The organism is Porphyromonas sp. COT-290 OH860, assembly GCF_000768935.1.
GTDB lineage: Bacteria > Bacteroidota > Bacteroidia > Bacteroidales > Porphyromonadaceae > Porphyromonas.
In genome coordinates, this window is the sequence record NZ_JRAR01000044.1 from 1 (window position 1) to 23,687 (window position 23,687).

Annotated in this window: 14 protein-coding genes and 1 tRNA gene; 10 read left to right on the forward strand and 5 right to left on the reverse strand. The window is 49.8% G+C overall.

Features of this window, described 5'->3' with window-relative positions:
- Positions 1–346 precede the first annotated feature (346 nt).
- The 7 genes from HQ41_RS04590 to HQ41_RS04620 all read left to right on the forward strand — a co-directional run bounded on the left by HQ41_RS04590 (position 347) and on the right by HQ41_RS04620 (position 14,817).
- Entirely contained in the window at positions 347–3,553 is a 3,207-nt protein-coding gene (locus HQ41_RS04590) for a T9SS type A sorting domain-containing protein (RefSeq protein WP_044188546.1), read from the forward strand.
- A 914-nt stretch (positions 3,554–4,467) separates the two neighbouring features.
- Positions 4,468–7,749 (forward strand): SusC/RagA family TonB-linked outer membrane protein, encoded by a 3,282-nt coding sequence (locus tag HQ41_RS04595; RefSeq protein WP_235316907.1) that lies wholly within the window; start codon positions 4,468–4,470, stop codon positions 7,747–7,749.
- 7 nt (positions 7,750–7,756) lie between these two features.
- Positions 7,757–9,307 (forward strand): RagB/SusD family nutrient uptake outer membrane protein, encoded by a 1,551-nt coding sequence (locus tag HQ41_RS04600; RefSeq protein ID WP_044188548.1) that lies wholly within the window; start codon positions 7,757–7,759, stop codon positions 9,305–9,307.
- Entirely contained in the window at positions 9,307–9,933 is a 627-nt protein-coding gene (locus HQ41_RS04605) for a fasciclin (protein ID WP_044188551.1), read from the forward strand. The genes HQ41_RS04600 and HQ41_RS04605 overlap by 1 nt, the downstream gene beginning before the upstream one ends.
- Before the next feature lie 3 nt (positions 9,934–9,936).
- On the forward strand, positions 9,937–10,422 hold the full coding sequence (locus tag HQ41_RS04610) for a hypothetical protein (RefSeq protein ID WP_044188554.1): 486 nt from the start codon (positions 9,937–9,939) through the stop codon (positions 10,420–10,422).
- Between the two features lie 85 nt (positions 10,423–10,507).
- The gene (locus HQ41_RS04615; RefSeq protein ID WP_044188557.1) at positions 10,508–11,830 is read left to right on the forward strand and encodes a thioredoxin family protein; all 1,323 of its coding nucleotides are present in this window, start codon (positions 10,508–10,510) and stop codon (positions 11,828–11,830) included.
- A gap of 143 nt (positions 11,831–11,973) precedes the next feature.
- On the forward strand, positions 11,974–14,817 hold the full coding sequence (locus HQ41_RS04620) for a pitrilysin family protein (RefSeq protein ID WP_052405288.1): 2,844 nt from the start codon (positions 11,974–11,976) through the stop codon (positions 14,815–14,817).
- 663 nt (positions 14,818–15,480) lie between these two features.
- On the opposite strand, the gene HQ41_RS04625 is transcribed toward HQ41_RS04620, so the two are convergent.
- The 5 genes from HQ41_RS04625 to gldE all read right to left on the reverse strand — a co-directional run bounded on the left by HQ41_RS04625 (position 15,481) and on the right by gldE (position 22,046).
- Positions 15,481–17,130, reverse strand: coding sequence for a fumarate hydratase (locus tag HQ41_RS04625; RefSeq protein ID WP_044188560.1), 1,650 nt, complete (start codon positions 17,128–17,130; stop codon positions 15,481–15,483).
- 235 nt (positions 17,131–17,365) lie between these two features.
- Positions 17,366–18,166, reverse strand: coding sequence for a patatin-like phospholipase family protein (locus HQ41_RS04630; RefSeq protein WP_044188562.1), 801 nt, complete (start codon positions 18,164–18,166; stop codon positions 17,366–17,368).
- A 40-nt stretch (positions 18,167–18,206) separates the two neighbouring features.
- Positions 18,207–19,142 carry a 4-hydroxy-tetrahydrodipicolinate synthase gene (gene dapA, locus HQ41_RS04635; RefSeq protein ID WP_044188565.1) on the reverse strand — a complete coding sequence of 312 codons (936 nt, stop codon included), beginning with the start codon at positions 19,140–19,142 and terminating at the stop codon, positions 18,207–18,209.
- A gap of 1,004 nt (positions 19,143–20,146) precedes the next feature.
- Positions 20,147–20,740: a 4'-phosphopantetheinyl transferase superfamily protein gene (locus HQ41_RS09305; RefSeq protein ID WP_052405289.1), complete on the reverse strand. Its 594-nt coding sequence runs from the start codon at positions 20,738–20,740 to the stop codon at positions 20,147–20,149.
- A 1-nt stretch (position 20,741) separates the two neighbouring features.
- Positions 20,742–22,046, reverse strand: a complete 1,305-nt coding sequence (gene gldE, locus HQ41_RS04645) for a gliding motility-associated protein GldE (RefSeq protein ID WP_044188567.1) — start codon at positions 22,044–22,046, stop codon at positions 20,742–20,744.
- A gap of 190 nt (positions 22,047–22,236) precedes the next feature.
- Between gldE and HQ41_RS04650 the strand changes: the two genes are divergently transcribed.
- The 3 genes from HQ41_RS04650 (at position 22,237) to HQ41_RS04660 (ending at position 23,405) form a co-directional block, all read left to right on the forward strand.
- Positions 22,237–22,311: transfer RNA gene (locus HQ41_RS04650), tRNA-Pro, on the forward strand.
- Positions 22,312–22,492: 181 nt separating this feature from the next.
- Positions 22,493–22,990: a hypothetical protein gene (locus HQ41_RS04655; RefSeq protein WP_044188570.1), complete on the forward strand. Its 498-nt coding sequence runs from the start codon at positions 22,493–22,495 to the stop codon at positions 22,988–22,990.
- 160 nt (positions 22,991–23,150) lie between these two features.
- A complete protein-coding gene (locus HQ41_RS04660; RefSeq protein WP_044188574.1) occupies positions 23,151–23,405 on the forward strand; it encodes a type B 50S ribosomal protein L31 in 255 nt (84 codons plus the stop codon).
- Positions 23,406–23,687: the final 282 nt, after the last annotated feature.

Below are 23,687 nucleotides of genomic sequence, written 5' to 3' on the forward strand. Positions count from 1 at the left end.
GGGAGAGTAGGTAGCCGCCAGTTTTTTGTAGAGGGGGAGTTAGTCGCAAGGCTGGCTCCCTCTTCTCGTTTATAGAGCTAGCAAAGGACCAAGGGAGGTGGGGGTGTGTCATATACGCATCTGATTAGAGAAAAAATCAATAAGGTCGTACACCAACGTGTACGGCCTTATTTTATTAAAGGAGGTTCGTTGGTTCGTTGTAAATAAGCTAGCGCAATATTTTGCTGTTTGGGGAGAAAATTAGACCTTTGTTTCACGTTCTATTTTATTTAGGTTCTATAAGACCAAATTATCCTAACCCTAACATAAGTATTAACCGAAAAATAGTATTTCAAAACTAAGAGCTATGAAGCAGTTGAAGAACATCTTTCTTATTCTAGCTGGCTCGCTCCTATTTACCTGCACGAGCCTTGAGGCACAGCAGTCATTCGGAGGCAAGCCAAAGAGCTTTACCATTGAGCGAGAGCAATCTAATGGCTTGCGAGCTATGGCGTCGCATACCAGCTCAAACCTCCCCGTCTACACGGTTACACGTCAGTACTCGGCCGAGAGTCTGAGGGCGGCAGCGATGAAGATGATCAATGCGCCAATGATGGCAGGTGAGGCAATCGCAGTAGACTACAATCTCATTAGAGATGGCGTCCGTACCGAGCTGGCAGATGGCAGCGTCACTTATCGTATGCAGATCAAGGGAGTGAATGCCAAGTCTATTTACCTGTTTTTTAGTCGCTTTGAGATCCCTCGTGGTGGCAAGCTCTATGTTTATGATGTGGATAGGACGACTATTTTGGGAGCCTATACCGATCAGACTAACCCGAGTGGAGGCGAATTTGCCGTTGAGCCCATACGTGGCGAAGAGCTCATTCTAGAGTACGAAGCGCCCAAAGCGCTCCCATTGCCTCGCATCATCATAGATGCTGTGGGCTACTTGTACTATGACTTGCAGACGCATGCACTCTATCAGAAGGCTGGCGAGGACGAGGAGCGCACGGGTTGCCAAGTCGATGCCAACTGCGAACAGGGCGAAGGCTGGGACGACCAAAAGAATAGCATCGTACAGATCCTGCTCAAAAAGGGATCACATATCGAGATGTGCTCGGGAACCCTCCTGAATAATACGAACGAAGATTTCGCTCCCTATATCGTGACGGCAGGTCACTGTGCTGCTCATAAGGAGGGCACCTACAACTTCCCTCCCTCGGATCTGAATCGCTGGGTCTTCTCTTTTCACTACATCAAGCCCAGTTGTAGTCGCAGTACGATCGGTAGTATTGAGGCCAAAAGCCTTGTAGGTTGTAGTAAACTGGCCTATCTGCCTATGCATGAGTACTCAGATGGTATGCTACTCAAGCTGAATCAAGATATCCCGCTGAGCTATCGAGTCTATTATAGTGGTTGGGATAGGCAGGAGCAAGTCCCCGACAAGGGAGTTAGTCTGCATCACCCTCTAGGCGATGCTATGAAGATCGCAGTTTTCGAGAAGAAGCCCAGAGTAGACAAATGGGACGGCCACAACAAAGGGGCCGAGAATGCTTACTTGGTCATGACCTTCGCTCACGGCGAAACCGAAGGCGGATCCTCTGGTGGCAGCCTCTTCGATGCTAAGACCAATCTACTCGTCGGCACGCTCACTGGCGGGCAAGAAACACTCAAATGTCTGCCAAACTCCGAGAGCTTCTACGGACGTCTTGCCTATCACTGGGATAAGTTTAAGGACAAAGGGGCGGATAAGCGCATGGATATCTATCTTGACCCTAAGACTCAGGGGAAGGCTCTTAGCCTCAAAGGAACCTATCGAGGGGATAATCGCTATCTGTACCCTGTGACCAAGGTAGAGGCACTAAGATCGTTGAAACAGAAAAATCTCGTTCAGCTCACTTGGCACAGTCCCAAGGACGTTGATCGTACTGGTAGCGGTAAGCTCTACTACGACATACGTCGTGGAGAGGTTATTCTAGAGCGTATTGAGCATACAGCAGGCAAATTGCTCTATACCTATGTTGATGATATTGACGCCCAATTTGGTGCCGATGCAGACTTGGCTTACTCCGTAAGGACAGTTCTCGTACAAGACAATGGACGCACTGATTGGACCTCGTGGAGCGAACCTGTTGGAGTTTACCTAGGTCAATTGACAGAGGAACTGAAGCCTAGTGTCGTAGATAAGACGATCCAGTGGCAGGAGCCTGTACTATACCAAGAGTGGACTCGTGTGCCTCGCAATGCTGATGATCCTCGGTTTGCCTCAATCCCTACTGCTTACATTCCTAAGTATGAGGGCGTGCAGATTGCCACGCAGGGATCTATCAAATTTGCTGAGAAGTGGCCTATTGGTTCGTTGTATCACACAAGAGATCTCCTCCAATATGCTACGGCTTATATTACCCAGATACAAGTGCTCCCTCGTAAGGCGGGTGAGAGTTTTAGGATCAATCTAGATCATGGTAATGGGCCAGTCTTTCGTCCCAATTCGTTTGCGGATCCTAGGCCAGATGATAAGCTCTACAAAAGGCGCTTGACAGTAAAGGTTCCCAATAGCTGGAAGTCTGGTTGGATTACCGTTAAGCTTGATGAGCCTCTCAAGGTCTATCCCGAGTATATGCTAAGAGTAGGCTTTGAAACAGCTAATAACCAAAAACCTAGCTCCATGTCGTATATGCGCTTAGAGGAAACAAATCAGCGCTATCGCTTCGTTGGCCCTCTCGTTATGGCGAGTGTCAATAGCCGCGAGGAGTGGTACCAGATCTATTTTATGAGCCGTGTGCACAAATTCCTCCCAGAGTTTTGGCAGGGTAACATGGCCTTTAGGCTGATTGTGAGCAATAGCAGCACGCCTTTGGAGCAAGAGCTCAAGGACGCTGATGTCCCCTCATATTCCTCTGCCCTGCCAGCTCTGCCTCGTCCTATAGCGTACGATGTGATCGTGGGAGGGCAGAAAGAGGCTACTGTGCAGGCTGAGGCAGGCAAACAGTCGTTCTCCTATACGCCCAAGCAGACTAACCTCTCAGCCTACTCCATTCGCCCCGTCTATGAGAGTGTACCCACTAGCCTCGATGCTCCTAGTGCTCGTAGAGAGGTCGCTGTCACAATCTCTAATCAAGGCCCCGGTAAGGTAAAGCTCTATGGCTACCCCGATGGAACGAAGACTGTGAAAGAGAAGTCTGTCATTTGGCTAGATGCTTATCCTAAAGAAGGCTATAGCCTGACTTCCTTAGTTGTCAATGGCAAGGAAATCTATCCAAGCAGTGAGGTTTGGGTAGGTAGCGAAGCGCTCAATGTAGTGGCTAAATTTGAGAAGTCCAAGGATACAGGGCTTGATGCGCTCGCTCCTAAGACAGACCTATCGGTTTATCCCAATCCCGTACGCCACGAAGCCGTTGTAGAGGGTGTCGCTCCTAATAGTTTGGTTAAGATCTACAGCCTAGATGGTCGTCTGATGCATCAAGTAGAGGCAGTCGGTAGCTCAGTAAAGCTCAATGCTACTGGGTGGCCTGCTGGTATGTATTTCGTACAAACCGAGGACGGGCGTAGCACCAAATTCGTCGTAGATTAGTATCTGTATTGCAAGTTGTGTAGTAAGGCGGTGTGTCGAGATATAGATTTCGTCATACCGCCTTATCTGTTTTATCCCCAAAGAGCCTCTGTACAGTCTGCCAGAAACGTAGACTCTAATACGTCTATTCTTCTACTCAAGTGTTGAGATATGTTAAGGGATTATTGGAGAATTTTATGGAATGTGCTAGTAGTTTATAAAGGGCTATGTAGTGCTTTTGGAGTATTGAAGGGAAGATTTTCTCAGACTGATGGGCACATTCATTGAGATATGTCCACTAATACCAAAAGATTGATGGGAAGAAATAGCAGAAAGTGTGCCATAAAACTCCTAAAACTCGCTCGGAGGTTTTCTTATATATCTAATTTTTAGCGTATTATACTTGTGTCGATTTAAGGGGTTGTTTTATCTCGGATGCGGCTGAGTGCCACCAGTGGGTTTGGACGCAGCCTAGAGCTTTCTAGGGGCTAATCTGAGATTTGAACAATTTGTCCACAGCTTATGCACATCAGCTTCTTTGGAGCCATGAATGTAGTCTGATATGTGTTTTTTTGTTAATCGTTATTGTACCACTGTGAGTGGGGTTTGGTCTAAGGAGTGTGGCCTCTGCTTAGTTTATTAGATTGGCCATTAGAGCTAGGTTTGGTGAGGGCTGTTTACTTTGCTAATTATTTGTTTTACTAGCATCTAGGGTTACAGCAGGGCTTACCTCACTGGGAGGGGTTGTAAACTAATTGAAAAGGGTTATATTTGTACGCATCGCTAGGTCAATGAGCCTAAGACTTGTAGTGTAAAAGACAACCAGACTTGATACAGAAGTGAATAACCTTTGCTCTTTTACCTCAACCAGTTGTAGGTCAGAGGTCTTTTTGTTTTTCAATGTAATAACTACAATTTTAACTAAAATAAGGTATATGCGGAAAAAGAAAATTAGCTGCTTGGGTACGCATACGAGAGTGGGACTATCTGGCTCTGGTCGTAGGTTACTCTCGATGGTTGCGCTATGGGCTGTTTGCTCTCTGGTATACTCTCCAATGGTGGCACAGACCACCAATGGGAGTAAGCCCTCTGCCTCTAGCCAGAGAAAGCACCTCAGTGTAGGTGGTGTGGTGCGTGATGCCTCTGGGCAGGGCGTACCGGGGGCAACGGTCGTGGTCGCTGGGACTAAAAAGGGAGTCGTGGCCGACCTAGATGGTATTTTTGAGATCGAAGTGTCTAGCCTTACTGGTAACCTCGAGATTTCATCTATGGGCTATATTACTCAGACTGTTGCCTACAAGGTTGGCCAGTCGATGAAAGTCGTACTCAAGAGCTCTACCAAGGAGCTAGAGGAGGTCTCGGTCGTGGCATATGGCCAGCGCAAGACTCGTGAAGTGGTGAGCTCTATCTCCTCGATCAAGTCGGACCAGCTCAAGGATGCTACTGCGCCTTCTCTGCAGTCCCTGCTACAGGGGCACGTATCAGGTGTCGCTATTCAGTCCTCTGGTAGACCGGGCTCTGGTTCATCTATTGTTATCCGAGGACACAATACACTCGGTCAGGCTGGTGGTGCGAATATCAATAGCGGTTCCCCTCTCTTCGTCGTAGACGGCGTCCCAGTGCAGTCGGACACCTCGGGTGATACTGGCATCAATATGCTCGCAGGTCTAGATCCCTCGACGATTGAGTCTGTCGAGGTACTCAAGGATGCTGCATCGGCATCGCTCTACGGCTCTCGTGCAGGTAATGGAGTAATTCTTATCACGACCAAGAAAGGCCGCTCGGGGCGCCCTGAGTTTAGTGTCAATTTCTCTCAGTCTATTTCTTATCTGCCAGAAACACCTCTACAGATCATTGGTAAGGGGGAGCGAGACTTCAACTTGCTGTTGGCTAAAAAGCATAGAGTGGGCTACTATGACTGGCAGACCGAGAAGTCTGTTATGCCTAAGAGTCACAACGATACTTGGGGGCATCAGCCTTTGGAGTCTTCGTACGACTACCTGTGGAACAATGGTAGCACGGACGTTGCTATTACGGGTATCCCCGTACACATGCAGGACTCGCTCAATGCCTTCTATAACAACAAGACGAACTGGTGGAAATCAATCTTCCAGATAGGCCAAGTCAGCAGGGCAGATGTGCACGCCTCTGGCGGTACGGAGAATGTGCGCTATATGGTAGGCTCGGGGCTATACTCGGAGAAGGGTATTTTGGTAGACTCCAAGTTCAATCGTTTTAGTTTCATCTCCAACCTAGACTTTAACCTTACCCCAAAGCTCAGTGCCTACACTCGTGTCAATATGTCCTACACGGATATCGCAGGAGCCAAGACCGTACTGCAGGTAGATCCTCGTGGTATAAGTCCGTTCTTGCCCGGTAAGGGGACTGTGATCGAGCGTGAGGCGATCAATAAGCTCCGCAATATCGTCAATAAGAACTACAACTATAATGGACGCCTACAGTTAGGCTTCAACTATAACATCGCCAAGGGGCTTAGCCTCAACTCCTCGGCTTCGGTGGACCATTACCGAACCAGTAATACCGAGTTTACGCCATCTTTCTTGACCCAAGATCGACTTAGCCAAGCACGTCAGAGTCTAGGGGGAATGACCTCCCTTCAGTCCGAAACGTTGCTCAACTACAAGCGTGAACTCGTGGGAGCGCATAATATAGATGCTTTTGTGGGTTTTGCTTTCTACAAGGATATTCAAGAGGCGGCTTCTGGTACGGCTAGAGGAGGCCCCAGCAACCATATTCGCTATCCCGGTGACAACTGGCCTAAGTCCCGTATAGATGAGGCTGGCAACTTTACTCACCTACAAGACTTCACGGCTAGCCTCAAGGAGCAGGCCATGATCAGCTACTTCTCTCGAGTAGCCTACAACTACGATCAGAAGTATCTGCTCGAGGGGGCTCTGCGTGTAGATGGCTCTTCTGTTTTCGGTAGAGATGTGCGTTGGGCGACCTTCCCATCTCTGGCGGCAGGCTGGTCTTTCTCTCAGGAGCGCTTCATGAGAGATCTTTGGTGGCTCAGCTTCGGTAAGATTAGGGCTTCTTGGGGACGCTCGGGGCAGAAACTCAACGAACCCTATTTGGCTCATGGGATTATGGGCTCGACTAATATCTTCCTCGGTACACTTGGGCTAGCTCCAACTACACTGGCCAATACACACTTGACTTGGGAGAAAAGTGACCAGTACGACTTCGGGCTCGATGTAGACTTATTCAACTATCGTTACAAGGTCAAACTAGACTACTACCACAAGTATTCGAGTGCACTGGTCGCCTTTGCTTCGTTGCCCGGTGACTTTTTCTTGTTGAGCGATGTGTGGAGTAACCTCTCAGAGATCGAGAACCAAGGTGTAGAGCTTGAGTTTATCGGGCAGATCATCAAGGGTAAACAGCTTGATTGGACTACACGTTTCAATATCTCGAGCAACTGGAACCGCTTCATGCGCTCACACACCAATATCGACGATGCTGGTCGTGTGCTAGGGCGTCCGCTCTATGGTCTTTATGTCTTCCAAGACGAGGGTATCGTGCAGAGAGAAGAGCAGATCCCTCAGTACTACAATCTGCTGGGTAAGAAGACTCCTCTATACTTTGGCAATGAGAACTATCCACTGCGCGTAGGTGGTCGCAAGATCAAGGATCAGAACGGTGATGGGGTTATCAACAATGCAGACCTGTACTACGCAGGCTCTACGCTACCTCTATTCTATGGAGGCTGGACGAACCAGCTTAGCTGGAAGGGCTTCACCCTGACTGCTCTGGTTAATTTCTCTATTGGCCGCAAGATGCTCAACACGGTACAGAACAAGGCATTCCGGTTTGACAAGAACTTCGGGGTCATCAAGAACGATTACACCAAGTATACTTTCTGGCAGAAGCCTGGAGATCAAACGGACTATCCATCTCTGGAGTTTGCAGATACTGGTTACTTGGGTCAGTTCGATGGGGTTCTGGACTCCAAGATCGAGAATGTGAGCTATGCGCGCCTCAAGCAGCTGACGCTCTCGTATGCACTCCCGGGGGCTTGGATCAAACGTACGCCTCTCAAGGACGTTCGTCTATACGTTACGGGTGAGAACCTCTTCCTCTTGACCAACTACTCTGGCCTAGATCCCGAGCTGGTACCCGAGAGTGAAGGGGAGGATACGGGCGGAGAGTATCCTCTAGACCGCAGGTTTACGCTAGGTGTTAATATTAAATTTTAGTAGACAAATGAAATATATCATAGGTGCAACATTGGCATTTGTACTAGCCCTCTCGTCGTGCAGCCTAGACTTGGTCACGGAGAATGACCTGACCTACGATACAGCCTTCAAGACAGAGCAGGAGCTCAACGCAACCACGGCTTCGATACACTTCTTCTTGAACTCCTACTTCGGTGGAACATCTCCCTTTTACCTCGTTGGAGCTATAGCAGACGAGAGTGTATATCCTTCATTACGTGTCTGGAACCCCCAAACGGTCGTGAATCATTTGGGCGAAGGCTGGAAGGGATTATACGATGCAATCTTTGAGAGCAATCTGCTGCTCGACAATATCCATCTGACCCAAGATCTTACTCCCGAGCGTCGCAACTTCCACATGGGGCAGGCTTACTTTGCCCTAGGGTTCTCTTACTTCACGCTCTCGCAGAGATTTGGCGAGGCTGTGATCACAGAGAACTCTACTGTCATCAAGCACTATGCCCTCTCTAGCAAGCTTGAGGTAATAGATGCCGCAATTAATTATGCTAAGAAGGCACTAGAAATTCTACCCACCCACGATAAACTGACGGATAGAACTGGTAGCCTTATACGCTACAAGCAGTTTGCCTCCAAGGGAACTAGCGCAGCGCTACTGGCTCACCTCTATGCATGGAAGGGGAGCATCATCGAGCTCTATAAGCTCGGTGGCGATGCTCAGGAGGCGTATAAGCAGTCGATGGTCTATGCCTCGATGCTGATTGATGGTCAGGTAGGACCGTACCAGTTGTGTGCAACGCCCGAGGAGCTCTGCCAGAGGCTATCATCGCCCGAGGAGGAGAATCCTGAAGAGATCTTCTCACTTATCTTTGATAGGTATCGTAGCGAATACTCCGTTTCGCCAATGCCTGCCACTAGCTACATTGGCTGGCCAGTCAATGAGTCACAGACCAAGGGGGATATTGTCAATGGAACTCTGCGCATTTACCGCAAGTCGGTTACTGAGCGACTCTATCCTGAACCTACAGATCTTAGGCGTGTAGCTTTCTTCTACCCTGTCAATGATGCCGATGAGGATCCCAGCGAACCTGCTGCTCGCTATGCTTTCCTATACAAGTGGCGTAAGGCAGTCTATAATGTGGACAAGGACTCTAGTCTAGGTAAGAGCTTCCGTACAATTGATGCCCACTATACCTACTGGCGTTTGGCTGATATTATCTTGTTGCGTGCCGAGAATGCTGCCAAGCTTGGCCTCACGGGGGAGGCTCTTGCCGATCTGAATACGATTCGCCGCCGTGCAGGTCTGGCGGACTATGCTGGCTCTGGCGATGAGCTGAAACTAGAGATCTTCAGAGAGCGTGAGCGTGAACTCTTCGGTGAGCACGAGCGTTACTTTGATGTACTACGCAATGGCTACGTTCGTCAGGAGCTACAGGGTAAGTTCCAAGTCTTGACGCAGCAGGAGATCAATGACGGAGCACTGGTACTACCAATCCCCTCGACAGCCTCTAGGACTAAGGACGGGCGTATCATCAATACGCTCATCAAACAACATATATACTGGTCAAAATATACCAAATAATGAAGAAGTTCATCTATGCCCTCTGGGCTGTACTGCTGGTCGGGACGTCTAGCTGTACTAAATACAATCTGATAGATACGGGCGACGTCAATGGCAATCACGACACGACGCTCTGGGGCTATCTGCAGACCGATTCCTACAACTGGGACTCTCTGAGCCTGATGATCAAGCACGCAGAGATGGTCGAGGTATTCGAGGGAAAAGGTGAGTACGGCAAGGATATGACTTTCTTTGGCTTTACTAACCATAGCATTCGTAGCTATATGCTAGCCAATGGCTATAAGCGCGTCACGGATATCCCTAAAGAAGATTGTGCATACTTCCTCAAGATCTCGATTATACCCGGGCGTCATAAACTGGCTGATATCCCTAATGGCCGTCGCTCTACAGACCCCGACCAGATCATCGGTACTGGAGGTAAGGAATATAAGACCATGGAGGGGCGTAAGCTGTGGATCTTTACCTTCCGTGAACCTTACGGAGATATTCCCAATGCAGGGCCGTATTCGATCTATGTAGCTTCGTCTGCTGCGAAGAAGATTACACGTATTGCCTCCACCGACATCACGACTAATACGGGTATCGTACACTCGCTGCCCTATCACTACCGAATAAATGATTTGTAGACAATGAAAGCGTTTTATATATCAAGCCTCGCAGTGCTGTGCTGCCTCTTAACTCTGGGAGCCTGCAAGCACGTGCCTATCGGCTATCTCGAAACACGTGATGCCAACTTCGCACCCGATACGATTTACGCTTACCGAGTAGTTAATCCTGAGTCGATACGAGCCAAGACTGGTGCGCCATGGACGTCGCTACGCATTCAAGGTATATCGGGGACTAACCCCATCAACTATGAGTTCAAGGACGTTAAGGCCAAAGAGGGAGGCGATGCGGATAAGTTCCGCCAAGCTGTAGCCTCTGGTGATATCCTCGTCGTAGGCGGCATCGTACAGGTCTTCCCCAAGGCTGTTGAACAGCTGACCAATGGGATCTATACGCTAACCCTTAGGGTTTTCAACGAGGGACACTCCGCGATTCTGAGTGACATCATCACGTTCGTCGTGGCGGATAAGGAGCCAGAGTCGGTAGACATCGCTATCCCAGAGGATTAGTAACTAAATGTTTAATCAGCTTGTGGCTCTGCATCGCCTTTGAGGTGCTCAAGCTCGGTGCAGAGCTACCCAAAATAAGACACAGATGAGAGTAAAATCATGGTTGCTACTGCTCCTGTGGAGCGTAACAAGTTTGCTGGGTTCGGTACGAGCCCAGAGCCAAGATGGTCAAGGTATTGTTTTCTTCAAGGGATCCTATGACGAAGCTCTAGCCGAGGCCAAGAAGCAGAATAAGATGCTTTTCATCGACTTCTATACGACGTGGTGTGGTCCTTGCCGCATGATGAGTAAGGATATCTTCCCCAATCCAGAGGTTGGAGCGTACTTCAACCCTCGCTTCGTCAGTGTGAAGCTCGATGCCGAGAAGCAAGAGAACCTCGAGGTGGTCAAGAGATTTAAGGTACAGGGTTACCCAACACTAGCTTTCGTGACTAACGATGGCGAGATCAAGCTCGTCAAGACTGGTGGGCAGACTGTACAGCTACTGATTAGCACGGCTCGTATTGCCACGGGCGAGGAGCTGTCTTTCACCGATCTCTACGATCGCTACCGCAAGAACAAGGAAGATCTAGCTCTACAGCAGGAGATCTTGCAGAGAGCCTCCAACTACATCAGCACGCTCGAGGACATCGAGGCTGAGAAGTGGATCGTGCGTATGCGTCGCCTCTACGGAGCTTATATCGATAAGAAGATGGGCCCAGACCTAATCAACGTAGAGGACTATAAGCTCATCACCCAGCTTAGCGGAGATGATCAGGACCTGACCGATCGCTTGGTGGACTTCATCAACAAGAACCTAGCCGACTGGAGTGCCGTAGTGGGCGATGCCGCTGCCTACTTCGTCATTGAGCAGAACGATGCCAAGGTGCTGGCAGCGGTTAAAGATGCTAGTGAGAAGTACAAGGAGTATCTAGAGAAGATCAATGGAGAGTACAAAGAGGCCTACTCGGTCGTGACTTACAAGCAGGGTACGCCCTACGACAAGTCTAAGATGTACTACGATGCGCTCTTCCTGCTCTACAAGGATCGCAATGCTGCACAGTACGTCAAGGATCTGAATGCCTACTTCGCCAAGTATCCCGACGATACGACAGCCAATGACTATGCTCTAGCGGCTCAAGATCTCTACAAGGCTGCAGGCGACCGCCTAGGCAATGCCGAGCATCATCAGGCGATTAAGTGGCTAGGCGAAGCGCTCAAGAGCGATGCTCCACTGATGGATCGCATCAATTATATCGTGATGATCGGCGACTCGTACAAGAGCCTCAAGGAATACGACAAGGCTCAGCAACACTACAATCAAGGCTACCTAGAGTCGCTCCAGATGACCGATATGGAGATGACACAGGGTATGATCCAGTACTCGATCAAGAGCAAACTGGCCGAGCTAGAGCTCCTGCGTAAGTAAAACTGGGCATTATATGAGAGAGGTCTTTGGGAGGGACATAAGTGGGAGTCCACTCCCAAAGACCTCTCTCTAGCACATATCATCAGTGTACTTTGATGCAGGTGTATCAAGTGCATTCAATCTTAAATATCACAAGTTATTTTATGAATAAGATTCTTCTTAGCCTCATGGCTCTCTTCATGGCTTTCTCTATGAGTTCGGCTCAGAAGCCTGTCGAGGGGCTACGCTCGGGCAAGCTACCCAATGGGCTATCCTACTATATATATAGGGACGCTGCAGCCGAGAAATACGTCAATTTCTATCTTTTCCAGAACGTCGGTGGTATCGTTGAGGCTGACAACCAGAGTGGTCTGGCACACTTCCTAGAGCACATGGCCTTCAATGCTACGGAGCACTACCCCGATGGCATCATGAGCTATCTGCGCAAGAATGGTATCTATACCTTCAATGCGATCACAGGGATCAACGAAACAGTTTACCACATCGACAACATTCCTACGGACAACGCCAAGATGACCGAGGCGATGATGCTGATCCTCAAGGATTGGAGCCATGGTATCAAGATTCGCCCTCAAGACGTGGAGAAAGAGCGTGGCATCGTGATCGAGGAGTGGCGCAGCCGACGCAATGTAGACCAGCGTCTAACCGATGCGATGGCTCCCATCGTCTACAACAACACGCTCTATGCACACCGCAATGTCATCGGGAGCGAGGAGGTGCTACGTAAGTTCACCGCCAAGGATCTCAAGCGGTTCTACGATGCTTGGTATCGTCCAGACCTGCAGTGCGTGATGATCATTGGGGATATTAACCCCGACGAATACGAGGCTAAGGTGAAGAAACTGTTTGGCTCAATGTCCCAGCCAAAGAATCCTCAGCCACGTACTATGCTGATAATCCCCGACAACAAGACTCCTCACTATAAGCGTTTTGTCGATCCAGAGAATAAGGGCAATTCTTTTGGTCTCTACCAGAGGTCGTATCTCGACCCTACGGATCGTCGTATCGACTTCACACAGGAGAATCTCAACTCCCTCCTCTTCAATCGCCTTGCACCTACCTATTTCTCTGTACTGCGTAATGCTGGGCGCGAAGACTTTGTCGCAGCTTCCGTTAGCCACGAACCCTTGGTGCGTGCCTACTATCAGGTCGCATGGGACGTAGTACCTTACCACGGCCGTGAGCGTTCGGCACTCAAGCAGCTTCTGCAGGTACGTGAGCGTCTACGCAGAGAGGGCTTCTCTGCTGAGGAGTTTGAGGCTGCACGTGTCGCCATGTACGAAGACCTCAAGGGGCTTATCTCGAGCAAGACACTCTCTTCGCCTAGCGATATGATGGACGCCTTCAAGAAGCACTACCTTTATGGCGCACCTATCCGCACTTTGCGTCAGAGCCTAGAGGAAACCTCCCACGCCCTGCTTGAGATGGAGGTAGAGGATCTCAATAGCTGGGTGGCTAAGCTCCTCGGAGATGACAACCTAGCTTTCATGACCTTCTCGGCTAAGGCAGAGGATATGAATATGTCGCTCTCGGAGTTTCAAACCCTCTACGATGAGGTCAAGAATAATCCACTGCCACCAGCACCAGTGATGGAGCCGATTACACGCCTCTTGGACTTCCAACCCAAGGTTGGCCAGATCGTTGTCGAGAAGACAATTAAGGATCTAGAAGCTAAGGAATGGACGCTGAGCAATGGTGCTAAGGTAATCTACAAGCACGTTCCCAATGCGCAGAAGAAGTTCTACTTCGTGGCCTCTAGCCTAGGAGGTAAGTCGCTTGTTGCTGATGCCGACCTCCCGTCCTATACGGCGATGCAGTCGCTCATCTTGCGCTCAGGCCTGCATAAGTACGACCGCAATCAGCTACACGGCTGGATGAAGGATCGCAATATGGAGATCAATATGTCACTCACAGACTACACCGAGGGTCTTGGGGGCAACACAACGATCGACAAGGCCGAGGACTTCTTCCAGTATGTGCATCTGCTCTTCACTCGTCAGCGTTTCGACGAGCAGGTATTCAGCAAGTATGTAGAGCGAAATAAGTATCAAGCCCAGACACGTGTGCTCACGGGTATGGACGCCGCTCAGGACTCTATACAGAGGGTGCTTTTCCCCGCCTCGCCACGCAACCCTCGTCAGGACGCTGCATTCTACGATAGTATGCGTCTGGCTGATCTGCCTCGCCTCTTCAATGATCGCTATGGCAATGCTGGTGACTTTACCTTCTGCCTCGTTGGCGAGCTAGGCGAAGCCGAAGCCAAGAAGCTCATTCTAGACTATATCTCCTCTCTCCCCGGTAAGCCCGGCAAGCCTGAGAGTTATAAGATGCACGACCTGTCCTCGCCCGAGGCCAAAATTATCTTCGAGCTAGAGGAAAAGATCGATGGCGATATAGGTGAGGTCGAGATTGCTTTCAGCCACGATCTAGAGCTGGCTCCTCTCGAGCAGGTATCGCTCGATCTCTTCAAATTGCTATTGCAGAATAGACTCTTCGATCAGCTACGTGAGAGCCAGAGTGGCGTGTACAATGTGGGTGTAGATGGCGAATACATTGCCCAGCCTACGCCTAGAGGCAATCTGCGCATCCGCTTCCGCACAGAGCGTGCCAAGGCCGATGCACTCAAGGCCAAGACCTACGAGGCGCTAGAGGATATCAAGGCAGGCAGGTTCTCCGAGCAGGAGTTCAAGAACGTGCTTGTACCTCTACTACTCGAAGCTACGCAGAGAGAGGATACCTCCAATGAGAGTGAGATGGAGGGCAACCAAGACGAACCTCTACTGTGGGTGTCGATGATTAACCTCTACATCGAGCAGGGACGTATGCCGTCGGATGCTGATGTAGGACCAAGCCGTAGGGAAGTGCTCGAGCAGGTGAAGCCTGCCGATATCAAGGCGTTCTCGTCTAAGTTCTTCGACGGAGCTAAGCATCGTGAGATTGTTCTCAAGTCGCTTGCTCCAGAAGCGCAGGCCGTGATCAAGCATTAGCTTTAGCCTAGAACCTAATCCAAAGGGGCTGTGTAGAAGTATTGACTTCCGCACAGCCTCTTTGGGCTTGATAGCCTCTATTCAGTAGCTCAAGCCGATGCCATTTTCGCATAGCCTCGCCTACTTGCGACGAGTATCATACCCATGGCTCGGATAAGGAGTGTTATACATCTCTTTAATTTTCCGATGAAGATTAGATCCCTCTCTATATCCTACGGAGAAAAATAGTAAACTGCATATTTGGCCTCTAGGAGGCTCTAGATTGAGCGCAGCTTCGTTTGGGCACTAGCCTCCAGACGAACAAAAATAACCGCCTAAAGCAGGTGTTTTTAATAAATTGATAGATAGTTGTTTATGGCGTTTTCTGGGTGGGGTTTAAGTGCCAGTGTCATTTTTTTGAGGATTTCTTCCCATCAATCTTTGGGGATTAGTGGACACATCGCCGAGGATTAGCCCACCAATCGGCAGAAACGTTCCCATCAATTCCCTCAACGTCCCGATGGGCTTTTAGGAATTACTGCCCCACTTTGTAAAATAAAAGGATAAGTCATTTACAGAGTTTGACAGAAAAGTAGAAGAACGAGCTCTAGGATTAGAAAGCAGACGGGCATCGGGACGAATGGTTGTCCCGATGCCCGTCTGGCGTTTGGTGCGGTTGCTTGGCTACTTAGTCATGCCGCAACCAGAGCATTTGTTTTTGATCTGCTCGAAGAAGTCATTGCCCTTGTCGTCCACGAGTATGAAAGCAGGGAAGTTCTCTACCTCGATCTTCCAAATAGCCTCCATACCTAGCTCGGGGTGCTCGAGGCACTCTACCTTCTTGATGCTGTCCTGAGCGAGAATAGCTGCAGGGCCTCCAACACTACCGAGGTAGAAGCCGCCATACTTGTGGCAGGCGTCCGTTACTTGTTTGCTTCGGTTGCCCTTGGCGATCATCAGCATGCTACCACCGTGACTCTGGAAGAGATCCACATAGCTATCCATACGCCCTGCCGTAGTAGGGCCAAACGAACCGCTGGGCATGCCAGCTGGCGTTTTGGCTGGCCCTGCGTAGTAGATAGGGTGGTCCTTGATGTACTGAGGTAAGCCCTCACCACGGTCTATGCGCTCCTTGAGTTTGGCATGAGCGATATCGCGCCCTACGATGATGGTCCCATTGAGTGAGAGGCGTGTGGATACAGGATATTTGCTTAGCTCGGCAAGGATCTCGGGCATTGGGCGGTTGAGGTCGATCTTGACCACATTGCCCTCTCCAGCGGCCCTTAGCTCCTCGGGAATGAGGCGGCCGGGGTTAGTTTCTAGCTTCTCGATCCAAATGCCATCACGGTTGATCTTAGCCTTGATGTTGCGGTCGGCCGAACAGCTCACGCCCATACCCACTGGGCAAGAGGCTCCGTGGCGAGGCAAACGAATAATGCGCACATCGTGGGCGAAGTACTTACCGCCAAACTGTGCCCCTAGGCCTAGACGATGTGCCTCGGCGAGCACTTCTTGCTCGAGGGCAATATCTCGGAAGGCTTGTCCGCCTTCGTTACCCTCTGTTGGTAGCTCGTCGTAGTACTTAGCAGAGGCTAGCTTCACGGTCTTGAGGTTGGTTTCTGCCGATGTGCCACCAATGACGAAGGCGATGTGGTATGGAGGACAAGCAGCCGTACCAAGTGAGCTCATCTTCTCGACGAGGAATTTAACGAGTGTCTGAGGATTGAGCAGTGCCTTAGTTTCTTGGTAGAGGTAGGTTTTATTAGCCGAGCCGCCACCCTTGGCGATGCAGAGGAACTGATACTCCATGCCGTCTACCGCCATTAGGTCGATTTGTGCTGGTAGGTTGCAGCCCGTATTGATCTCTTTGTACATGTCTAGAGGTACGTTCTGCGAATAGCGCAGATTATTCTCTGTGTAGGCATCGTACACGCCGTGCGATAGATACTCCTCGTCGTGTCCGCCAGTGAATACCTGCTGTCCCTTCTTGCCGAGCAGAATGGCCGTGCCAGTGTCTTGGCAGAATGGGAGCTGTCCCTTGGCCGAAACCTCTGCATTGCGTAGGAATGTGAGGGCGACGAACTTGTCATTGTCGCTCGCTTCGGGATCACGCAGGATCTTGGCGACCTGCTCTTGGTGCTCGGGGCGGAGGTAGAATGACACGTCGTGGAAGGCTGTACGGCTCAAGAGGCGAAGTGCCTCTGGGTCTACACGAAGCATCTCTGTATCTCCGAACTTCTCTACCGAAACATACTCTTTGGTCAGGAGGTAGTACTCCGTCTTGTCCTCACCCATAGGGAAAGGCTTTTGGTATTTGAATGGAGGTGTTGCCATCGACTTGATAATTTATACCGATTTATTTAGTGATAATTTTCCACAAAGATACAGAAAGTCTACTGATATAAGCCATATTAAACGCCAAAAGCGAAGTAGCATCTTGCATAATTGATGCCACTTCGCTTGGACAATGTTGGGCTCGGGTAGGTTTAGGCTACCCACACGGGGGTGACAGCCTAGAGCTGACAATCCACATAGTGGAGCATATCTATGCGCCTGCCTACAAGCGCAGCTAGGGGGTATGCTCGGTTTGTTGTAGGGCTAGGGTAGAGAAAGCAGGGTGTGCCTCGAAGCCACTCTTGGCGAGTTCGTAGCCGATCTCCATGATTTCGGCTGCCGAATTGACTTGAAACATTCCGTACTTGGTGATGGCTTGTGTCTCTAATAGTAGGTCGCAGACATCTCTATCGGGCAGTGTGTTCTGACGAAAAACGAACTCCCAAGATCGCTCTGCCACACCCATAATCGTGCGCTTGTAGCTCTCCTCCTGCCAAGGGCCTAGGTTCATGCCCACGACGAAGCGACAATCCTCTCGTATGATGCTCACTGGGAAGTTGCGGAATAGCCCACCATCTACAAACGTAGCCCCATTGAGCTCTATGGGATTGAAGAGTACGGGAATGCTGCACGAGGCAGTGATAATCTGCGCTAGAGGCCCCTCTGTGAATACATGCTGCTCACCCTTGTCGAGATTGGTGGCAACGATGCGCATAGGTGTAGGCAGATCCTCCAGCCGCTCGTGTCGGAGTCGCTCGCTGATGTAGCGCACGAACTTGCTCGTGTCGAACATGCCACCGCCCATCGGCCTGAGCGAAGTCATATCCATGAAGCCACGCTCGGAGAAGAGGTCGTAGATCTCGCTAGGGCTGTAGCCGTCGGCATAGAAAGCCCCCATCAATGCGCCTGCACTGGTGCCTGCGATGATCTCGGGCCGACACCCAACCTCCTCCATATACTTGAGTGCCCCTAGATGAGCGAAGCCTTTGATGCTACCCCCACTAAGGGCTAGTCCTAGATCGTATTGCTGTGCCATAGGTTGGGCTGATCTTTTGCTCGAGATTGATTTTCGCCTTTTAGTCGCAGTGTGCGCAAGGGTCTTGGCTGGCGTGTATGTAGGCATCTACCGAGGCACGTGCGTTGGCTAGAGCTTCATAGACCTCCTGTGTCGCAGGGATCAAGGGTAGGCGAAGCTCGTTGTGAGCGATGATACCCATTTGGTAGAGGAGTGCCTTGATACCAGCGGGGTTGCCATTGGCGAAGAGCTGTGTGTTCAGATCTCGTAGCTCGGCCTGTATCATATCTGCCTCGTTGTGCTGTCCTGCCATACTCAGATGAATGAGTTTGGTAAATAGCTCTGGGTAGGCGTTGCCCACTACCGAGATGACGCCTCTTGCTCCGCTCTGTATGAATGGGACGGATAGGGCATCGTCGCCCGAGAGGATGGTGAAGTCATCGCGCTCGACGAGCTGCTTGGTCTGAGCGACCTGTGCCACGAAGCCAGATGCTTCCTTGATGCCGATGATATTGCTGTGTGTGTGGGCAAGGCGGGCGACCGTCTCGGGGACCATATTGATGCCAGAGCGTCCGGGTATGTTGTACAAGACGATAGGGAGCGAGGAGCGCTCGGCCAGATATGAGAAGTGTCTGAATAGCCCCTCCTGCGTCGGCTTATTGTAGTAAGGGACGACCGAGAGAATACCCCCGATGCCTGTCGTATCTAGATCCTTGATGCGCTGGCCAGTTTCTAGAGTGTTGTTGCCGCCGAGCCCAATCATAATAGGTGTGCGACCCGCTACACGCTCGACGACTAGCTGTGTGACCATATTGCGTTCGTCCCTAGTGAGGCAAGGGGACTCGCCCGTAGTACCATGGACGACGAGGAAGTCGGCATGACCTGCTATGAGGTGATCGACGAGCCTGATGAGGCTGTCCGTATCTATACTCCCGTCTGGGCAGAAGGGTGTCACCATCGCTACACCCATTCCCTCGAAACTGTGTCTATTGTTCATCTTGCTGACTTATCAAAACCCGTCTTGCAAAAATAAGTTTTTTAGGATAGCCGAGCAATATCTCTCTTGAGATAATCCGCTTATCTAGATAGACCAAGGAGCTGTCCAGCGTATAAACTTGGTACAGCCTAGATTTGATAGGTCATTGTTGATTTACATACGCTCTCTATTAGATGTTTGTAACTATTGATGCCTTGTGTCGTTGTTTTGCCCAGCTCTCGTAGAGTTACGATACCCCGACTTGCATTGTGCTCCCCCTGTGTTTGGATATTTGATAGGGCGTAATCTAGGGTGCCGCTCGCTTCGAGTCTTGAAGCACTGAAGCGAAGGTAATAATAATTGACATCTCCAGCCGAAGTAAGTGTGCATAGACCAATAGAATAATCTCTTTGTCATAGAGAGGGTGGGGCCTCTGCTACAAGACTTACTTGGTAGAACAAGAAGCTTGGGCTAGGTGGTAGTGTTACAGCAGGTAGGTATTCAGGGACGATAGGCTCGAGATATCGGCTTGGCCAGCAGGGGCAGTAGGTCTATACAGCCCAGTATTCTAGTCGAATATTGGGAGTGGCTTTTCGCTTTTTTAGTTAAAGTGTGTAAATGATTTGGTCTGAAATCCGAGCAGAAGAGCAAGCCAATCTTGTGGATTAGGGTAACTTCATGGGAGAATTGTAGGGGAGATTTATTCGGATTGATGGACTAATCCTTGGCGATGTGTCCACTAATCCCCAAAGATTGATGGGAAGAAATCACCCCCAAATGCCGTGCAAATATATGGGATTAGCCTAATAGGTGTTTTATATATCTGTTTTTCAGATTATTGTGTTGGGGCTATTTTAGGTGGTTATTTCTCTCCGTCTAGGGGCGAAGAGCCCAAACATAGGGGGACGCAGCCTAGGGCTTGCTAGGGGGTAAATACGAGGTCTACTATTTTTCTGCTGCTATACATCTCACTTTCCCATCAATCTCCGAGAACATGAGCTGAAATATAAATTTAGGGCTTCTCCCTATCGCTCCTGCATTAGGGCGAGGGCGAGGACATAACTCTCGGTATGGATCGCATCAACTCGTATGATTTTCCCGAGCCCTACTAGCTCTAGGGTTAGACTACACCTATGGTTACCATGGATGTGTAGGCTGGATAGCCTGAATGCATGCAACGATTGGCTAGGCGGATTGATGAGCTTGTAGGCAGCCTCTTTGGCAGACCATAATATATGTAGAGCTAGAGTGGGGGAGGCTGTCGCATCAAGCCGTCGATACTCATCATCGGTGCAGAAGCGGCTGCGAACCCGTGCGACCTGCTCGCCTAGCTCCTCGATATCTACGCCACAGGGAGCCTCGGAGGATATCCCTAGCAGCACGTGAGAGCCGCTATGACTGACGCTGATGTACTCCCTCGGATAATCGGCCAGATAGGGCGAGCCATTGGCTCTGTGCCGATAGTCCACTTTGCCTTGATAGATATTTTGGAGCAAGGACTGGAGTGTTCGCTGCTCTGCTTCACGGCGCCTCTCTCCCTCTTGCCTAGAGATAGGGCTAAGAAAAAGCCGGACCTCCGACGGAAGCCCGGGTATGGTGATGTGTGATATATCGGACATATTACGGTGCAGTGGGTGGTATGAGCTGAATCGTGATGATGCGGAACTTCTCTAGCTCCGTGATGCGTAGGCTCCATGCTCCTGCCTGCACGGTGTCTTGTAGGCGGGGCAGGTCTTGCTTGATCTCTAGATACAATCCGCCGAGAGTGTCTACCTCCTCCTCGCACTTGCCGAAGGTGCCCGGCTCTAGGTCTAGATAACGTAGTACATCGCCTAGAGGAGTTTTTGCCTCGAAGAGGTAGCTACCGTCTGCTTGCTTCTTGTATGGCAATTCTTCTTCGTCATACTCGTCCGAGATATTCCCCACGATTTCCTCTAGGATATCCTCCATGGTCACTAGGCCACTGGTGCCGCCATACTCGTCCACGACGATCGCCATGTGGATTTTATTGCTCCTCAACTCCTCTAGTAGGTCATCTAGGGGTTTGTTTTCGGGGACGAAGTAGGCTGGTCTTAGGAGCCCGGTCCACTGGAAGTCGGCCGGCTTGTCTTTGTGTAGGATCAGATCCTTGACGTATATGATGCCTCGGATATTGTCTTCGGAGGTTTCGTAGACGGGTATGCGGGAGTATCCACAGTCTAGGGCGAACTGCAGCATACGGTGGAAGTCCCAACTGATGTCGATGTCGAGCATATCAATACGGGGTACCATGATCTCGCTGGCAGTCTTGCCGTAGAAACTGATAATCTCCTCAAACATGGTTTTCTCCTCTACCTTCTTGTCGTTGAGTAGGTCTACAGCTTGGCTTAGGTCGTCCATAGAGATGTCGTAGCGCTTGCGTTGCATGCGCTTGGTGATGATCTTGGTAGATCGTACCAGAAAGGAGGAGCAAGGTCTGAGCAGCTTGTCTACAAGGCGCATATATGGTGCCGAGATGCGGCTGAAGCCTAGCGGATTGGACTGCGCATATACCTTCGGTATGATTTCGCCGAAGAGCAATAGCAGGAGCGTGAGGATAACCGTCTGGAAAATGAAGCCCAGTATCATGGCGTCGCTGAAGTCGAAGATGAGGCTGAAGCCATAGCCCATCAAGATGACGATAGCTATATTGACTAGGTTGTTGCCGATGAGTATTGTGGCCAGTAGGCGCTCAGGGTCGCTCAGTAGTCGGTAGAGCGCTTCGTCTGCAGGGTGCTCCCCTCGACGCACATCGTCTAGCTCGGCAGGGCGAAGCGAGAAGAAAGCCACTTCGCTCGAGGACATGAACCCAGAGGCAAAGAGCAGCCCCGCTCCAATGGCTAGGGCGACCCAAGCACCGATGGGGATATTGGGGCTAATAATATCGTAGAGTATGGGGTCAGCCATAGATGTATGATGCGTAATCGGACAATTAAAATTGTTACAAACTTAGCACAAAAAGTTTACATATCCCCTTGTGTTTCCTATCATTCCCCTTTTGGTCATATTTGTATGAGGTATGCTTAGGCGAAAAAAAGATGCCGATATTTTGGCAAAATGGATTTTATCTTTACCTTTGCATCGCAAACAGAAAGAACGGGATGTAGCGCAGTCCGGTTAGCGCACCTGCTTTGGGAGCAGGGGGTCCCAGGTTCGAATCCTGGTATCCCGACAAGTTTGGTTTAGAGTTATGTCAAAATGCAGATTTTGATGTAACTCTTTTTCTTTTTTCGCACTTCTTGATTTGTAAAGAATTGGTAACTTTGTCGAAAATCTACAACGACATCGAATGATCGCTCTGCCGATGTGGACCTTGTAAGTAACTAAATGTTTCAATCAACTAATAAGGTATCATGAGTACGAAAACAATTATCCTACTGCTCTTGTCGGTGCTTATGCTTGGGGGCATTGTGTCTTGTCATAAGTCTACGGAAGTCCCTCCCGAAACTTTTGCCCGCAACTTAGCGGTCACGAAGAAGGCGGTTAGTCCAAGCGAACCCGAAACGATCTTGCTCACGGCTCTGCCCAATGGGTCTGTCAGATATCTACACTATAGTATATTGGCGCCCATTGAGCTGATTGGTACACCTCGCCTCGAGATCTCGAGAGATGGGCATAAGATTACGCTCAAGGAGGTATTCGTCGGCAACTCCGATGCCAATGGCATGGCCACCTATACCATACAAGCCGAGATGGGTTCGTTCGATGTGGGGCATCTCTATCAGTTGGTTCTGCTCAATCATGCTGGCAAAAAGATCGCTAACCTTGAGTTCCGCTATGGTGCCGTGCTTGAGCTATTGTATGAGTTCCCCGAGCGCCAGACGTATCTACGCTCCTCTCTAGGGCAGTAGCGCCGTGTGCTTGGTGCTCCAAGTCCGCTATCTGCTTCTTTGGTGTTGGTTCATTGGAGAATAATGTCTAACTTTGCAGTCCATTATAGCTCGTAATAGAAATAACGGTTACCAACGAACGTTTTTAAGCAAAGAAGTAAAACTAAATAAGATAAGCATAATGAAAAAAGGAATTCATCCTGAAAACTATCGTCCTGTAGTATTTAAGGACATGTCTAATGAAGATATCTTCATTACTCGTTCTACGATGGCTGCGAAGGAAACTATCGAGATTGATGGTGTAGAGTACCCTCTGATCAAGGTGGAAATCTCAAACACTTCACACCCATTCTTCACTGGCAAGGCTAAGCTTGTCGATACTGCTGGTCGCGTAGACAAGTTCATGAGCCGCTACGGTAACCGCGCTAAGAAGTAGTCCTTAGTACGTCAAGTATAACAGAGGGGTTGTGTCGAAATGTATGTTTCGGTACAGCCCCTTCGGCGTATAGTCTAGTTGGCTTTGCTTGCCATGGATTGAGTGAGCCAAATCAACTAAGTCTAACCTCTTTCATGGGCCGTGATATGGAAATAGCCTAGTCTTAGCTTTCGCTCTCCTCTTCTGAGACCGTTGCACGGCATTTTGCCTGTTTTCGGTTAGAAACATTGTATATATCTCTGATTATTACTATCTTTAATATGTAATTAACTGTATTGACAT

What these genes read in the sequence shown, in the direction of transcription:
- HQ41_RS04630 (WP_044188562.1), bottom strand. Translation starts at nt 18,166, where the DNA reads ATGGCACAGCAATACGATCTAGGACTAGCCCTTAGTGGGGGTAGCATC.
- HQ41_RS09305 (WP_052405289.1), bottom strand. Translation starts at nt 20,740, where the DNA reads ATGTCCGATATATCACACATCACCATACCCGGGCTTCCGTCGGAGGTC.
- HQ41_RS04590 (WP_044188546.1), top strand. Translation starts at nt 347, where the DNA reads ATGAAGCAGTTGAAGAACATCTTTCTTATTCTAGCTGGCTCGCTCCTA.
- HQ41_RS04615 (WP_044188557.1), top strand. Translation starts at nt 10,508, where the DNA reads ATGAGAGTAAAATCATGGTTGCTACTGCTCCTGTGGAGCGTAACAAGT.
- HQ41_RS04595 (WP_235316907.1), top strand. Translation starts at nt 4,468, where the DNA reads ATGCGGAAAAAGAAAATTAGCTGCTTGGGTACGCATACGAGAGTGGGA.
- HQ41_RS04660 (WP_044188574.1), top strand. Translation starts at nt 23,151, where the DNA reads ATGAAAAAAGGAATTCATCCTGAAAACTATCGTCCTGTAGTATTTAAG.
- HQ41_RS04610 (WP_044188554.1), top strand. Translation starts at nt 9,937, where the DNA reads ATGAAAGCGTTTTATATATCAAGCCTCGCAGTGCTGTGCTGCCTCTTA.
- gldE (WP_044188567.1), bottom strand. Translation starts at nt 22,046, where the DNA reads ATGGCTGACCCCATACTCTACGATATTATTAGCCCCAATATCCCCATC.
- HQ41_RS04625 (WP_044188560.1), bottom strand. Translation starts at nt 17,130, where the DNA reads ATGGCAACACCTCCATTCAAATACCAAAAGCCTTTCCCTATGGGTGAG.
- HQ41_RS04600 (WP_044188548.1), top strand. Translation starts at nt 7,757, where the DNA reads ATGAAATATATCATAGGTGCAACATTGGCATTTGTACTAGCCCTCTCG.
- HQ41_RS04620 (WP_052405288.1), top strand. Translation starts at nt 11,974, where the DNA reads ATGAATAAGATTCTTCTTAGCCTCATGGCTCTCTTCATGGCTTTCTCT.
- dapA (WP_044188565.1), bottom strand. Translation starts at nt 19,142, where the DNA reads ATGAACAATAGACACAGTTTCGAGGGAATGGGTGTAGCGATGGTGACA.
- HQ41_RS04605 (WP_044188551.1), top strand. Translation starts at nt 9,307, where the DNA reads ATGAAGAAGTTCATCTATGCCCTCTGGGCTGTACTGCTGGTCGGGACG.
- HQ41_RS04655 (WP_044188570.1), top strand. Translation starts at nt 22,493, where the DNA reads ATGAGTACGAAAACAATTATCCTACTGCTCTTGTCGGTGCTTATGCTT.